The following is a 15,060-nucleotide window of genomic DNA, read 5'->3' as shown; positions in this document are numbered from 1 at the left end:
AGGGGGCATGCCGGACAAGAGGGCTTTGAGCAGCACTTGGCCGAGGCGCGCCCACCCGATCCGGGTCGTGTCTCTAGTGGCGGCCGCAACTACCATCCCCATCTCTCTGCAGAACATCGGGACAGTATCGATAAGGCGATTGCCAATATGCGGATCAGAAAAAGCCAAACCTGAAGGCGCTTAAGCGCTATACTCAGGCGCTTCGCCGACTTGGAAATCATCTTGGCGCTCATCGCCAAACGATGTTCTGGGGACCACGAGTCCTTGGTCCGTCACGTCAAGACTTACTTCCCAAAGGACGAAGACATGAAGAAGGGGTTGAATATCCTTCGTCCGTATCATGATCCGAGCTATGTAGCTTCTGGCGGGCGGCTTCGCACGATCCCCTCAGCGGAAGACGCGCCCCTCTCGGAGCGGCTTAATGCCAGCGGTATGACGTCGGGCAGCGCTGCTCGTCATGATCGTAGTCTTCGCAGATTTCGCGCTTAAACCTGCGGGCCACTCGATATCCGGGCTAGACCACGCTGCGCGCATTGAATTCGATCAGAAGTTGTTCCCGAAGGACGAACATCTATTGTTCGCGTTAAGCAAGGTCGGCGATGCCGAGCACGTTTTCGGCGCGGGTGCGTCTCGGAAACCTCGCGGTCATGCCCACATTGCATCTTTATCCCGATGATGCCCTCGAGCATGTAAGCCATTTGCGCCGCCGAGATCGATATCGCGCCGTCCGACGCCGAGGGCCAGATGAACTTGCCGCGATCCAGGCGCTTCGCGTAGAGCGACATGCCCAACCCGTCATGCCACAGAATCTTGACCAGATCGCCGCTGCGACCCCGGAAGATGTAGAGATCTCCACCATGAGGATCGCGCTTCAGGCTCTCCTGAACCGTAAGAGCCAGGCTTCGCATGCCGCGACGCATATCGGTGTGGCCAGTGGCGATCCAAACCCTGACGCCGCTTGGGATCGGGATCATCGCCGCCGCAGGAGCTCAAGAACCCGCTGCAACGCCTCACCGTCGACGTCGCGGTCAACGCGAACACGACAGCCGCCGCTAAGCTCGATCTCGATGATTCCAGCCCTTGCGCGTTGCGCAGGAGGCGAAGACGCCAGTTGCGACGTGCTGATCGATGCCGGTGCCGGCGCAGGTGTGATCTCGACAGGAACCAGAGCTGGCACCGCATCACCGCCCAGGCGGCCCCGGCGCGCCTGCCGACGCCATGTGAACAGCAAGCTATGAACCACCCCATGCCGGCGCGCGACGCCGCAGACCGTCTCGCCGGCCTGCAAGGTCTCCTCGACGAGGCGGACCTTCTCGTCGTAACTCCATCGCCGCCGACGCTCGGCGCCCAACACATTGACCTGCATTCGCCACGTGACCCTAAAGCTAGACTTAAGGTCAAATCCTCAGGCCACCCCTCAAACTATGCAAGGCGGTCGCCGCCGGAGGGATACCACGGTCAGCCCGAACAATGCTCAGAACAACTCGCTCTTACCCCAATAGCGCTCACGCTCTTCGACCGAGAATGGATGTAGGAACAGCTCATCGACGCCAGGGCGGTGTCGACGAGAGTGGCCTAGATAGTCGCTGACGCGGTTTCGCGCCCACCACGGAAGTTCGCGAAATATTCGAGCAGGTTAGACGCGACAGCACCGTTGCGTTTGCATGATTTGGGAGACCTGCAAGCTGAAGTACGGGAAGAACCCATCGCTTGAATTGAAGCCCAAGTATCTTCAGCGGATTGCCTTCAAGGCGCCTGCCTCGCTGTAGGCCAACAGCCGACGCCGAGCACGTGTCTTGGTATCCTCCCCGGCCTTCAATTCCTGCAGCTCAGCTTCAAATTTCTCGTACAAGGGGAGCCAGAAATCACCATTGCGCTCGATGAAGTAGGAGAGCTGCACCAGTGCACGTTCTATGCGTCGATCAGTGGAAGCTGATATGTGGAGTTGCTCGGCATATGGCGAGTTTAGGTGAGAGCACCGGCAGAAATCTCCGCAAAGATTGGGAATTGTAAGGTCTTGGAAGGCCTTCCAGCCGAGCTGGGTCAAGTCATAACTCACGTCAGCTCAGTGCCCCCTAGTTCTGCTACGGCCTAAATTAGCGAATAGCTCGTGCTGCGACCACCGGCCGCGTCCTTCGCGAGTATCCCCTTTGCAACCAGATCTTCGATGTCGCGCAGAGCGGTGTCTTGCGAGGTCTTGGTCAGTTTGGCCCACTTCGATGAGTTAAGCTTGCCTTCAAAACCCTCGAACAGACGTTCGATCATTGCCTTCTGACGCTCATTCAACTTTTGATCCGCGTGCTTGTTCCAGAAGCGCGCTTTTTTGAGCACGGATGCCAGGATCGTATCGGCGCGGTCAAAAGCGCGGTCAAGACAATCGAGAAACCAAGTGAGCCACTCCGTGATCTCAAGATCACCCTTCTGCGTGGCTTCCAAGATATCGTAGTAGGCGTTGCGCTCCTGCCTGATTTGAGCCGACATGCTGTAGAATCGTTGTGGGCTGCTTTCGGAACGCGCTAGCGCCATATCGGCTATCGCGCGCGCAATGCGACCGTTGCCATCCTCAAAAGGATGGACAGTTACAAACCACAGATGGGCGATAGCCGCCTTCAGCACCGGATCGATATCTTGGGTGCCATTGAACCAGTGGATGAAGGCCTTCATCTCATTGGGCACCAGCGCCGCTTTTGGCGCTTCGTAATGAACGCGCTCACGTCCGATCGCGCCGGACACGACCTGCATAGGTCCGGATTCTTCGGTACGCCACGCGCCGACAGTGATTTTGGTCATGCCGCTGCGACCGGTGGGAAACAGAGCAGCATGCCAGTCAAATAGACGTTCGGAGGTGATGGGGGTGTTGTACTTTCCCGTTGCGTCGAGCATCATTTCAACAATGCCTTCGACGTTGCGCTCAGCCGGCGTGAGTGCACCGATATCGAGACCCAGGCGGCGTGCCAGTGATGAACGCACCTGGTCGCGGCTGAGAACTTCACCCTCGATCTCGCTCGACTTCGTCACTTCCTCGGTAAGCGCTTCGAGGTTGGCTTCCGTCTTTAGTCTGAAGCCGAGTTCTTCCATGCGGCCGGTAAGACGCCCCTGCCGGTTGCGGACAGCCGCCAGCTTCTGGGCAATCTTCGCCGCATCCCATCTGAAATGGGGCCACTTGTTCAGTTCATGGATATGGGTCATTCTCCGCACCCTTTGCGGAGAATATGGCGCCTATTCGCCGCAAAAGCAATAATATTCCACGCATATAGTGCGGCGAATAGGTACCCTAATCACCGCAACATAAAATGTCATGCATCGCTCTGTTCCTATGGTGGTTCCGGCGAACGTTTGCCAGCACCGGATGTGGGCTAATTTTGTTTCACATTGAGTGGATTGCCCCGATTGCGGACAGTCTTAGGTTGAATTGGCCTCGCACCCTCAACGACGCGCTGAGATAGAGCAACAGGATTTTCAATGGCCAATGAAAATTCGCGACCTGATGACAACGCGCAGATAGCCGTAGGGAGTGCGCTAGCGGCAACTGATGAAGACCGGCAGGCACAGTTGGCACAAGCTGCTACGGACCTCCGGATCGAGATGGAGCAACTGGCTGCCCAAATCCGAGATCTGATCTTGGCCCAGCCTCCTCAGGAGCTACTTGGCTATCTTTGGTCTCAGTCACTCTGGGGGCGCTGCGTGATCCAAAGAAGCTAACGTCAGACTACAGGGATCTGATCAACAAATTCCAGTTCGTGCGTGAATATGTTCACGCGGTTTGGAGCTCGCGTACTGGCGAATTTGCCAAAGGCGACTTCGAGCAAGCCAAGGCAACCGAGCTTCAGGAAAAATGTGAGAAGCTACGTATGACGGTCACGTTCTACGCCATGGCCAGCAGCCAGTCGATAAACCAAGCGAATTCGGTGAAGTTTCGAAGGATATTGAGTTTCAAGCCAAAAGCGCCTCAGTGATGATCCGCGGGCATCGTTACAAAGTGCTCGAAAAGGAATTCTTCCGGTTTGTTCTCGCGCCGCTCGAAGCTGCTCTGCAAAACGCCTATGCAGTCGGCGCGAAGGATATAGCTAAAGGAATTCAATCAATCGCCGATTCGTTTCGCGGCGGCTATGGCGATGCGATTGAAAAAATGCACTCAGGATGGAGTACCGCCCAGGCTCTTGTCGATGGCGGAGGCATGTCGATGGCGGCCGCTATGGGAAAATGAAAGCAGATGATCCTAACTTTTTCCGCCGATATGGAAGATGTATTTCTGCAATATATCGCGCCACAGCAAACTACGAGAGAGCCCATGGCGACGAGCAACATAGCTGATCGACATGTCCGGTTGCAGCGTCTCGTTGACGACCAAGAGCTTCTGCTCCGTCGTAAACCGTCGCCGCCCGGCAACGCCGGTGATGACTTACACCTTCGAAAACGTGTCGGACATAGGCGTATGCCTAGGACAAGGCCTAGCTCCTCCGGCTAATGGCGGTGTCCGGTCGAAACGGGGGGCAGTTCAGCGGCGATCTGCGCCCGAAAATGAAGCAATCGGGTTGGCTACTTCTCTTGCCCCCTGATGCACCAAAGTGGAGAGGGCAACTTAAAGAGCGAGGTCAGCTAAGTTGCCCGGATAGGATATGCCCCCGTCCGGCAAACCGGCGCTTCGAGATCGCTACTGCCGAGACGAGCTGCTGCACATCGCGACTTACAACTTCAGCATTCCGTCGCGCCTCAAGCAACCTGCTATCAATGTATTGTTGCGCCTGCGTACGAATCGGACGGTGAGTAGCGGAATCCATAAGAAGCGCTTGACTCAATTTAAAAATGTGAGGAACAATGCAATCAAGGATTGAGTGAAGGGGACTAGCAGAATGACCCGCCACCATTCTTGGATCTTGCACGCGCGTTTGCTCGCGATCGTTCTGGGTGCGATCTATGCGAGCTTCTCGGGTGCACTGGCTCAGGCGCCGGATCCTAAGGACCAGAAGGGATACACCTCCTTTGTCGCATCGCTCTCATCGGTGACCACTTCCGCATCCGACTTGCTGCTGCTTGAAAGGGGAGCGGGGCGGTTAGCTCTGATCCGCAAATCTGTCACGCAGCAGGTTCTTGCCGCATACGCGACCAGCGCGACAAACAAGACGGTTGATTTGGGAAAGGGGCTCGAACTTTCGGAGATTCTCTGCGGGATCCGCGCGAATTCGGTTCTCATCCTGGACAAATTCTCTCGGCGTGATCAATCTGCGAAAATCGTTGTAGATCATCTACAGTCAGTTGCTCGGGCTAACTATCTCAATTCGGTCGCAACCGAGATACAGTCCGTTAGTAAGAGTACTGCTCCTGGCGATATCCTCTCGGCTTTACAAGCACTCTTCGCTTCATACCAAGTCAAGGCCAGCAACGCGACGCTACAACCGGGTGCCATAGACAAAATCAGAGGCCGAACGCTTGAGCGTTGCCAAGGCGATTTAAAGGAATTCGACAGAGCATACTACGGGGTCGAAATAGTTGCCCAGGCCGCCGCGACTGACTTGGTTCAGCCTGCCGCGGCTTCAGGCCTTCCGAGTCTAAGCTTTTTGGGCCCGATCGGTGTGTTGATCGATACGCTGCTCGGAATTATTACGCCTGTTGCGATCGAGGCGGCGACGATTATCGACGAGGGCAAGCGTGAGCAAGCGATTAAAGAATTCTTGTCCGAACCGAAGAATCAATCGGCGATACGCAACGCTGGCATTGAGCTCGCCAAAGCTGTCTCCGATTATACATTTGCAAGAAGAATGGCGCTTGCCGGGTCGTTTGCAGAACAGCTGACAGTGATCTCCGCAGTGAAAATCGACATCGGGAAGGTCGACGCTTGCGCCGATCCCGATAAAAAGGTCTTTGACCGCTCCGAAACAGGCGGACCGAGCGCGATCTTTCTGCGCTGCCATCACGCAGTTTGGAAGGAAGTGCAGGAGCAAATTGGCGCGGCATTGAAGACTGCGAGCGACTACGACGTCGTGGCAGATGCCGGAGACACGTCGGCCGGACTGAATAGTTTCAAGGAAATCACGGCCGATTTCGGGGCAATTATCGCTAATCCGACTAAGGCTGATGAGTTCTGGCAGCACGTTACGCAATTGGTCAGTTTTGCCGGTTCGGTTGCGACTGCAGTATCGCAGGAGAACCGGGATAAAATACGGAAGGCGATTGATGCTCTCGTAAACGGCTGAGTGTCGCGCCCTGATTTTTCGAGCATAAGATTTGAATGACGGGATTGACCGGGGCTCACCTGATCTTGTGAAAGATTCGAACGTTGGGTGGCCTTTGATTGCTTAGGAGGACACAGATTGGGTGTCGGCAGTTTCACGGATGCCGCATTTCGATGCGTAATTGCGGCGATCACCGCTTTCATGTTTTCCTCGGTTGTAGATGCCGCGGAGTATGATGCGTTCGTCATCAACAAGGGGCCCATACAGATGGGTTCCGTCGAAAAATTGAATCAGGCCGGCATTGGTCCTGAGTTGATCGGCGGGAAAGAGGCCAAATCGACGGAGTGGCCGGCTTCGTTTTATTCGGCTCAAGCAGGCGCGAGATGTACTGCGACCTTGATTGGTCCAACGGCCTTGCTGCTTGCTGCCCACTGCGTCGGCGACGGGCAACTCGCGGCTATCGAATTTCGCGAGAAGGCGCTGTCGGGACCTTGCAAGCACGCCGAGGGCTATCATGGAGGCGCGGGTGATCTAAGCGCGGACTACGCATTATGCCGCCTGACAGAGGCTGCTGACGGCATCAAATATGAACGGCTAAATCAGGACCCGTCCAAGCTCGTGCAGGAAGCGAAGCTCCTTCTTACGGGGTTTGGTTGCACGATTCCACCTCCGCCGACAGGTGGCCCGCCATCGGGAGGAAATGATGGAAAGTTTCGCATCGGACAAGCTCGTATCGCGAAGCTCCCCGGTACCGAGCCTGGAGAACCCAATACGGTAGTAACGCGAGATCAGGTGATCGTTTGTCCCGGCGACAGCGGAGGCGGCGCCTACATCCAACGCATCGACGGATCGCGCGTTTTGGCAGCTGTTAACTCGCGCACCCTGTACAAGCAGGGCGAGTCACTTCTATCCAGTGTCACGTCGTCGGCTGCGGTTGCGTTTATTAAGGATTGGATGAAGGACAATCCGGATCAAAAGGTCTGCGGCATTAATTTTGGCGCTGCGTGTAAGTGAGATATCGATCATGAATTGTCTCAAGCCGCTCGTCATTATTCTCGGATTTCAGAGCGCAGCTCATGCCGATGAGTACATTTCGTTGCGGGGGACGCCAGGACTTTCGAACGCTACGATCGAATACATTGCGCGAAATTCTGAGCCAAAGGTCGGGTACATCAATATTGGTGAGCTGCCGGAACGTTTCATCAAGCAAGTGTGTGGGCACGTCACGAACACGTTCAGCTCGTTGTTCTTCGGTAGCTACAACACGAAGCTGGTCCGCGAGCCTGCCCAAGTGCGACGATCCGCGGTCATTCCCGCCTGCGCGAAATGGCGGAGGGACGATTCCGGAGATGGTGTTGCTGTCAGCGTATTCGTTGGCGATACCTTGGACTCCGTTCTTTTGAGAAAAATTGGCCGCAAAGCCAACCAAATACAGAAGTGTAGTCCTGATGATTCAGTTACGCCGCGATGCGGCTTAACTTATCGAGAGCTTGTAGAGAATCTCAACAAGGGTCTCGATCTAGCCAATCTTAAGCCCGGCTCGACCATCCGCATTCCCTTTGTGACCGAAATCACCACGTTCCCTGTCAAACGGGGCAGCTCCCTCACCGCATTGGAGCACATTGAAAAGATAAAGGAACTCGCTGGATTTGCAGATCCGGACAGCCCGTTGATAGAGATCGAGGTGCCGCCAGCCATTTCGCTCATAAATCCCGTCGATGCAGACGGTCAGACATGTCCGGCGGCCTCTCCCGATGCTGCCGTTCCATGGCCCTACGATGATCAAGCAGTCGCCGGGGTCATCAAGCGCACGCTTTCGTTTGCGGAGCAGTCCTATCCGGCCACCCTTACGATAGTCGATACGGGACTTGATGCGTCTTTTCCGTCTGGCTTGCTCCGTCGCAATGATTTTACAAACGCGAACAGCCCATACGGAATTGGGGTGTTTCGCCTGGACAACATTCGCCCCTATTCCGATCACACACCAAACGAGGTGCGCTTACACGGCACCGAGGTCGCTCGTATCGCCGCGGGTTTCCCCAAGCTTCAGAAGGCCTATCCGCAACTGTCGTCCCTGTTCAAGCTGAACGTCGTGAATGTCATGGAGCCGCCAGCGGGCAGCGGCGGAGGTTACGGCATAACGTCGGGTGGGCTGGTGAAGGCGGTTGAATGGTTCGTCACGCACGGTGATATCGTGAATTTAAGCGTCGCCTCTAAGGACCAATTGCCGGGCATCTTGAACGCCATAAAGAGAAATGCTCAGTCGCTCGTTGTGAGCGCGGCAGGCAACGAGAGCGCTGAACTTAATTTTACGGATTGGTATCCGGCAAACTATGGTGGCCGCAACGAGGAGTCTGGAACGCAGTTTGTTACAGTAGCCGCAATAGATGCCACCCTGTCACCCGCCGGCTTCACGAACAAGGGTGGCAAGTATGTCGATCTCTTCGCGCCGGGCTGTGACGTGCCGTACGATCAAACGGTGTCGGGCGTGACGGGAACATCCTTTGCCGCTCCGCTGGTGAGTTTGACTGCGTCCCTGCTGCGATCGTTCGGTCTCAGAACACCCAAGGATATCAAGCGTCGTCTGCAAGCCTCCGTGGACTACGACGGACGTTTGGAAGATCTTTCAGCCTGGTCGGGCCGCCTCAACATTCCGAAGGCGCTCAGCCTGTATGATGATGTTCTGCAATTGCGATCGCGTCCGTTGGAGTTTGGGCAATGGACCGCCCCATCCGACATATGCAAGGACACGGTGATCCTTCCCACGATCAGAAAAATCAACGTTAAAAACAAAGCTGGCGCGCTGTTCCTTCGAGTCCTGTGGTCAGACAGCCAAGAGCAGCTTCAGGAGACTGAGTGCGAGCCATCGAGCGACAAGTTGGTGCTCGACGGGAGACCCGACCCGATCGCCTGGGGCGATTTGATCGATTACGTGCCAAGGCTGTTTCGGAAGAACTGATACGCTCCGCCTTCGATCTGGCCTTGATTCAAGGTGGCGCACCATTTGATCGCGTTAACGCTAGTTGTGACGTGCGGAATTTATCTGGAGGAGCAAATGATGTTTCGTGTAGGCATGACTTCGCTGCTTTTGTGGACGTTGACGGCGGCCGCCCATGCGCAGACCGGTCCGGTAGGTCCCGTCAGCACGTCGACTGAACAACCGGGAGGAAAAATATCTTACGCAACCGCGCGACCGAAGCCGCTGCCGATTGCGCAGGGCTATACCGATGCCGATGCCAGCAAGGCTCTGCAAGGAAGCGCCCCCCAGGAACAACGGATACCCGGGTTGCAAGCCGGGGCCATCGGTACCGGCAAACCATCGACACCGGGGCTTCGTTCTCCGGTTTCCAAGGCCCGGGAGAACTTGCCCGAAGCTCCGGCGCAGGTCGATTTCGGAACGTCTGGCCTTCCGTTCTCCACGGCTCGAGCCGATCTCAAGCCGAATGCGACGAACGACCAATACCCTTACAGCGCGGCCGGGAAGCTTTTCTTCAATGAGTCAGGAGAGTCCTACATTTGCTCAGCCTCATTGATAAAGCCGGGACTTGTCATCACAGCAGCGCATTGCGTCGCAAAATTTGGAAGCAATCAATACTATTCCGATTGGGAATTCCATCCGGGTTACCGAGACGGAATTTCCCCGTTCGGAAAGTGGACCGTGAAGAAAGCATATGCTCTTAAGTCCTACCTGGATGGATCAGATTCATGCAAAGTGGCAGGAGTCGTTTGCAAGGATGACGTTGCCGTCCTCGTCCTGGTTCCTCAGAAGAACTCCTATCCTGGCAAACGGACCGGCTGGTTTGCTTTCGCTTGGAATGGTGGAGGTTTTACGCCTCAGCGCATCACGCATCTGACACAGCTTGGCTATCCGGCCTGCCTCGACAATGCGGGTTACATGCAGCGGAATGACTCGCAAGGGGCGGTCGATTCAGCAAACGTGGACAACACGATTATCGGATCGCTGATGTGTGGCGGTTCGAGTGGTGGGCCTTGGATAATGAACTTTGGCGTTCAGCCGGCTTTGACAGGAACTCAATTCGGAAGTGCGCCCACCCCCAATACGATTATTGGCGTTACGAGTTGGGGGTCGACCAACAATGCCGTAAAATGGATGGGCGCTAGCCCATTTGTGGCCGAGAACGTAAAGAAGCTGGTTGATGCGGCTTGCAATGATTACGCACCGGCGTGTTTGGAAAATTAGCCTCCGAACATCCACAAAGATGGCGGCCTGTTTTCTATGCCTCGTTACGGCGAGAGCCGAGGCTCTCGCAAATCAGCCGAACCAACGCCCGGAGGTCACAGACGACGTCTCTCAATCACCGGACCAAACAAAGCGACCTCGAAGCCGGCTTAACTATCGTAAGGCTCGTCCTATTCCGATGCCAACGCTAGACTGTGAACCCGACCAAGGGCGGGGCCAGCTACCGAGCCACATCTGCCGGAACGGACGTCCTGGGCACCAGCCGCGGTAGCAGCAGGCAGCGCCCCTTTCTGCCCGTCCGCGCCAGCCAAGGAGCGCGAGCCGACGGAATGTAGGGGCAAGGTTTCGTTGCCGGGCGCCTATGCTTACGCGCTCGTCTCGGGTCGACATTTAAGCGCAACTGGTCCGCGACGTTGACTGGATGGAATATCGACTTCCGTGCGGGGTAGGCTTGTCGTGATGACGGCGCCATATTAGGAATTTGTGAGGCTTTCCGTCGTTCTCAAGCTTTTGGCAGATGCGTTCTACAGCTTTGAGGGTTTCGCCTTCAGGGTAGAACGCGGTGGCGCTCACCGTACCGAAGACTTCCAGCGGGGCGGTGGGGACAACGTTGCCATTGAAGTTAATCGCGGTCCAGCTGGTGGTAAGCACGGTACCGCTGACATGGAGGGTTGCGGAAGGCGTGGCCACGGCATCACCCGTGACGCCGATGCCGACCTTGCCGGTTGAACTGGTGACGGTCGGGTTGAGGACGAGGTTCTGCGCCGAGGTGCCGCGCTTGATGTAGAAAACCTAGTTGGCGCCGAGACCGCCAGAGCCATAGTAGTCGATGGAGGCGGCTGCGCTGTTCATGACGATGTAGCGGCCGTTGGCCGCGCCGAAGCGGATGGGATCGACCGTGCTGACGGTAGAAGTGACATCCAGTGCGGCAGAAGGGCTCGTGGTGCCGATGCCGATCATGCCGGTGCTGACGATGCGCATGGCTTCAGTGCCGGAGGTGATGAACCGCATAAAGTCTCCCGTTGCTCCGGCGACGGACCCTGCCAACTGTACGGAACTGGTGTTCCAACCAACAGATCCACCGCTTGGCAGGATCAGCCCTGGTGGAACAGAGCCCGAGTAACTCATCAAGATCGAGCCGGAAACCGCAAGCCCGTAACTAGCCGCAGCCTGACGTGATGCCCCCACTAACCCCGTGTCACAGTCCGGCAAATCTGCCCGTCGCACTCGCTGGCTCTCGACCAGCCACGACAGAGCACGCCCGGATATCCGCCAGCCGTCGCAGTCCGATCCCATCCGCCGTGCATTCGTCAGCCGCCTCACCGTCGCACCACTCGTTGCATCGGCTCGATCCAAATCAGCCAGCTCGCCTGCGACGCTCAAATCCCCATAGCGCCTGCCGCACGCCATTCCGTCCCTTAAGCGCGTTTGCTCCCTAGCCTCGGGTGGGCAAGGTAATTGCCGAATGTGAGCGAGCGTCTCTGGCCGAGCGGGTCGATGATTGGAAGAGTGTAGACTGCGGCCAATTGCGACTTTGTCCAGCTCTCGCCACGAAAGCTCGTGTACCAGGCATTGAACGCCCCGGGTAATCCTGCCTGTAACCGGTGTCGAACCAGCGCGCGAGCTGATCCCGATCAGCTTGATCCAAGTCGTCAAAGGCCGCGCCGTTCTTGATCTTGGCAATAAGGGCAACGCTCTCGGGCTCCCGATGGTTGCCGTCATATACGGAGGCGAAGCGTCCGGTAATCTCCGCATACGACCAACGGGCCGCGACCTCGCGGTGCGAAACGATCTTTCCCTTCATTGCCGCCCCCAGTTTCCGTTGCTTGCGCTCGTGAATCTCATGGTTCAGTCAGGCCAGCAAGAGGGCATGCCGGACCGCCGCTAGGCGGTGGAGCGTAGGAAGGTCACGGCTTCACCAGCCTTCGAGGCTGCGAAGAAGATGGCCCGCTTGTCGGCCTTCAGGACGTTCAGCCAGTGCGCCAAGTACTGCGCATGGTCGGGTCGCGGCTCTACCGCGATTCCAAGGTTCTGCGCAGAGGAACGCCGCGCCAAGCTCGGCGACCAGCTCCTCCATCGCATAAGCATCGGTCCCAAAGCGACCGGATAGCTGACGGTCACAGCGATGCTCCGGTCCAGTCCAGTCCAGTGCGTCAACTCGTGGAGTAGGGTGGAGTAGTAGGCTTCGGTCGCACTCGATGTTGTTGATCCGGTGAACAGTTCACGCGCCGGCATATGGATCTCGTCCAACTTTGCAATGGAGCAGGCCCGATGACCGCCATGGACGATCTTCGCCCCTGTACGTGCAATGAAGCTTTCAACGTCGTGCGTCTGCTCGACGGAAGCGGTAGGAGCGATCTCCGGCAAGCCATCGACTGGTCTGCGTTGAACACAGGCGTCGCCCCAGCAAACGCCCGAGTCTTGGAGTCGTTCTCAGCGTCGTCATCAGACGCAACCTCGACCTGCTTGTAGAAAACGACGTAGGAAGCCTTCTGGCCCTTGCGGACGGTGGTGCCTTTCTCGGCCCACTGGCGGTAGGTGCCCCAGAGGTGCGAGCCATAGCCAAGAACCTGGACTTCAACCCAGAAGGCAAGAACATTGACCCCGCGATAGGCGTTGCCGGATGCGACATTGACGGGAGCCCGCCCGCCGCTGCCCCGATGCCAGGGCATTTGCCACTGGCCTGCACCGGCCTCGATCGCCGCGACGATGCGATCGGTCAGATGCTGATGAATGTCGAAGCGTTCCTTGCGCATGTCGTCTCTCCTTGTTTGGGGCCACCGGCCGTGCCGGGCGACCGGAGAGACGCGGAGAGACGGGCGCCGCACCCGAAGGGCGCGCCTGCGCGAGGGCTTGCCCCTTGCGGCGGACGGGTATCCGCGTCAGGGCAGCGGATAAGCATGGCCGGTGAGTGCTAAGGAGAGACGGCAATGTCAGCGGAGAGCGACAATCGGCCACCTGCAAGCCGTCGCGCAGCGAGCTATATTGGATGAGGATACAACCTCAAATCTTTGAGCGCACATGGGTGCACTGCTCAGGAAATACGGATCACTCATCCTCCTGACCGCAGGCTGGCTGCTGCTTGTTTCGACCGCTCTCTTACATCGGCATATAGCGTTGGCGGTGCTGGTGGGCGCATTGTTTGGGCTAGTGCTGGCGATGCCAAGGCGAGCGGCAGTGATGGCCGCAATCCTAGCTACCCCATTTGCATTGCTGACGCTGGTCTTGTCGACCACGGCGTGGAGGCCGTCTATTGTTCTCTCCGGCGACTTCCTGTTCGTGGTTCCAGTTGGTCTCCTCCTAGGGGGAGCGGCAATCTGTTCATTGCTTCCATATGCCGTCGCACGATGGTCACGGATATCCGCTTTCCAGGCTTTTGGTGCTTGGTTATGCGGTTTGCTTGTGTCCAGCAGCGCTGTCGGCCTGGCCGCACCAATTCTCTTGTCCCCGGCGCCGACGAAGGAAGGAGGGGTATTCAGCACTCCCGAAACGGAGGCAACGATCCGATCGTTCTACTACGCCGATTGGTTAGGCTTTAATGGGCTCACACGACACGTGGAGCACTTCGACTACGAGGGCCGCATTGTACTAAATGAATGCTTTGCTCTACCTTTTGTCTCGTGGTCAATGCGGATACCCCACAAATCCAGGATGGCGGTCGAGCGCTTTCTGTTTGGCAAGAAATTCCCAGAGGAAGTCAGGAAGTGGTTCTCTGACTACCAAAATCCGGAATCATTCTTCTTTTGCTCGACCACGACCAACGAAGAGCCAGATGGAGGGGTCGTCGTAGCGGCAAGCTGCGCACCAGGAAAGCCATATTCACAGTGGGTACGCAACCATCCAACTGAATATCAGGAATTTGTCTCCAAACTCCCAATGATTCAGTTTCAGGCTCCTGGTCTTATCCCAAGCAAATATAGCATGTTGACCATTACTGCCCCGCGCGGCTGCATAGCGGAAACATTTCCGGCTACGATCTCGATTAAGCGCAAGGGGAAGACGGAAACTCTCAGATTGCGAGTCGGATTCCCGCGTGATGCGTTTTCGCTGTTTGAGCCGCAAAGGATGCTAGAGGACCCGATGTTGGTCCACGTTGAGCTTGCTAAGCCCCATCTCCGCGGAGCCGCGATGCTTGAGGTCTTGCGCGCGCTGAACAGTCCTGCCGGTTTAGCGGGCATATTTGTACTGACAATCATCGCGACTAGGGGTCTCAGCCGACGGCTCGGTCGATGCATTTTGCAGTATCGCCTGCCAATGATGGCGTGGCGGAGGACACGAGAGCTATTTGTCCGCTACGGACGCGACATCGGGTTCTTCCTTAGAAGCATCGCACTGTGGGTCATCTGCTGGTTGGCTCTTCCAAGGATCAGCCTCATCATGCTGGTGATTATGCTTGACCCGACATATTGGCTAGCAGCGACCGTGTTCCTTGTGACACTGTTCGCTATTGAGGTTCTGGCGTTTATAATTCGACGGCTAGCTCGGAAGATACCTCCACCGTTGCCATTGGCCGCATAGGCCATCAGAGACGCGGAGAGAGGGGCGCCGCACGCTTGCGCGAGGGCTAGCCCCTTCGGGCGGACGGGTATCCGCGTGAGGGCAGACGATGAGCATGGCTGGGGACGCTAAAGAGGGACGGGCGTGAAGTAGGACAAGAGCACACACCCAATTTGACCAGCAGCACTG

At 56.9% G+C, this 15,060-nt stretch carries 15 protein-coding genes; 7 read left to right on the top strand and 8 right to left on the bottom strand.

Going from position 1 to position 15,060, the window contains the following annotated elements:
• Positions 1-485 precede the first annotated feature (485 nt).
• The 4 genes from tnpB to XI06_RS25075 all read right to left on the bottom strand — a co-directional run bounded on the left by tnpB (position 486) and on the right by XI06_RS25075 (position 3,189).
• Positions 486-974, bottom strand: coding sequence for an IS66 family insertion sequence element accessory protein TnpB (gene tnpB, locus XI06_RS25090; protein ID WP_271606737.1), 489 nt, complete (start codon positions 972-974; stop codon positions 486-488).
• Positions 971-1,366 (bottom strand): IS66-like element accessory protein TnpA, encoded by a 396-nt coding sequence (gene tnpA, locus XI06_RS43970; protein ID WP_442868388.1) that lies wholly within the window; start codon positions 1,364-1,366, stop codon positions 971-973. Before tnpA ends, tnpB begins: the two co-directional genes overlap by 4 nt.
• Before the next feature lie 366 nt (positions 1,367-1,732).
• Positions 1,733-2,047, bottom strand: a complete 315-nt coding sequence (locus XI06_RS25080) for a hypothetical protein (protein WP_271606736.1) — start codon at positions 2,045-2,047, stop codon at positions 1,733-1,735.
• A gap of 44 nt (positions 2,048-2,091) precedes the next feature.
• The gene (locus XI06_RS25075) at positions 2,092-3,189 is read right to left on the bottom strand and encodes a Fic family protein (protein ID WP_271606735.1); all 1,098 of its coding nucleotides are present in this window, start codon (positions 3,187-3,189) and stop codon (positions 2,092-2,094) included.
• Positions 3,190-3,656: 467 nt separating this feature from the next.
• Between XI06_RS25075 and XI06_RS25070 the strand changes: the two genes are divergently transcribed.
• On the top strand, positions 3,657-3,956 hold the full coding sequence (locus XI06_RS25070; protein ID WP_271606734.1) for a hypothetical protein: 300 nt from the start codon (positions 3,657-3,659) through the stop codon (positions 3,954-3,956).
• On the top strand, positions 3,956-4,207 hold the full coding sequence (locus tag XI06_RS25065) for a hypothetical protein (protein WP_271606733.1): 252 nt from the start codon (positions 3,956-3,958) through the stop codon (positions 4,205-4,207). Before XI06_RS25070 ends, XI06_RS25065 begins: the two co-directional genes overlap by 1 nt.
• 12 nt (positions 4,208-4,219) lie before the next feature.
• On the opposite strand, the gene XI06_RS43965 is transcribed toward XI06_RS25065, so the two are convergent.
• Positions 4,220-4,399: a transposase gene (locus tag XI06_RS43965; RefSeq protein WP_442868390.1), complete on the bottom strand. Its 180-nt coding sequence runs from the start codon at positions 4,397-4,399 to the stop codon at positions 4,220-4,222.
• Between the two features lie 454 nt (positions 4,400-4,853).
• On the opposite strand from XI06_RS43965, the gene XI06_RS25060 reads away from it, so the two are divergent.
• The 4 genes from XI06_RS25060 (at position 4,854) to XI06_RS25045 (ending at position 10,374) form a co-directional block, all read left to right on the top strand.
• Positions 4,854-6,194, top strand: a complete 1,341-nt coding sequence (locus XI06_RS25060) for a hypothetical protein (protein ID WP_271606732.1) — start codon at positions 4,854-4,856, stop codon at positions 6,192-6,194.
• A 117-nt stretch (positions 6,195-6,311) separates the two neighbouring features.
• A complete protein-coding gene (locus XI06_RS25055; protein ID WP_271606731.1) occupies positions 6,312-7,187 on the top strand; it encodes a trypsin-like serine protease in 876 nt (291 codons plus the stop codon).
• A gap of 10 nt (positions 7,188-7,197) precedes the next feature.
• Positions 7,198-9,132, top strand: coding sequence for a S8/S53 family peptidase (locus XI06_RS25050; protein WP_271606730.1), 1,935 nt, complete (start codon positions 7,198-7,200; stop codon positions 9,130-9,132).
• A 96-nt stretch (positions 9,133-9,228) separates the two neighbouring features.
• The gene (locus XI06_RS25045; protein ID WP_271606729.1) at positions 9,229-10,374 is read left to right on the top strand and encodes a trypsin-like serine peptidase; all 1,146 of its coding nucleotides are present in this window, start codon (positions 9,229-9,231) and stop codon (positions 10,372-10,374) included.
• Positions 10,375-11,166: 792 nt separating this feature from the next.
• Here the strand turns inward: XI06_RS25045 and XI06_RS25040 are convergent.
• The 3 genes from XI06_RS25040 to XI06_RS25030 all read right to left on the bottom strand — a co-directional run bounded on the left by XI06_RS25040 (position 11,167) and on the right by XI06_RS25030 (position 13,130).
• Positions 11,167-11,385: a hypothetical protein gene (locus XI06_RS25040; RefSeq protein ID WP_271606728.1), complete on the bottom strand. Its 219-nt coding sequence runs from the start codon at positions 11,383-11,385 to the stop codon at positions 11,167-11,169.
• 904 nt (positions 11,386-12,289) lie between these two features.
• Positions 12,290-12,523 (bottom strand): zincin-like metallopeptidase domain-containing protein, encoded by a 234-nt coding sequence (locus tag XI06_RS25035; RefSeq protein WP_271606823.1) that lies wholly within the window; start codon positions 12,521-12,523, stop codon positions 12,290-12,292.
• Positions 12,524-12,527: 4 nt separating this feature from the next.
• Positions 12,528-13,130: an ArdC family protein gene (locus XI06_RS25030; RefSeq protein ID WP_271606727.1), complete on the bottom strand. Its 603-nt coding sequence runs from the start codon at positions 13,128-13,130 to the stop codon at positions 12,528-12,530.
• Positions 13,131-13,395: 265 nt separating this feature from the next.
• On the opposite strand from XI06_RS25030, the gene XI06_RS25025 reads away from it, so the two are divergent.
• Positions 13,396-14,892 (top strand): hypothetical protein, encoded by a 1,497-nt coding sequence (locus XI06_RS25025; protein WP_271606726.1) that lies wholly within the window; start codon positions 13,396-13,398, stop codon positions 14,890-14,892.
• Positions 14,893-15,060: the final 168 nt, after the last annotated feature.

This window comes from Bradyrhizobium sp. CCBAU 11434, from assembly GCF_028128895.1.
GTDB lineage: Bacteria > Pseudomonadota > Alphaproteobacteria > Rhizobiales > Xanthobacteraceae > Bradyrhizobium > Bradyrhizobium zhengyangense.
Note: the sequence above shows the minus strand (reverse complement) of the source record. Positions and strands in the feature narration are given on the sequence as shown.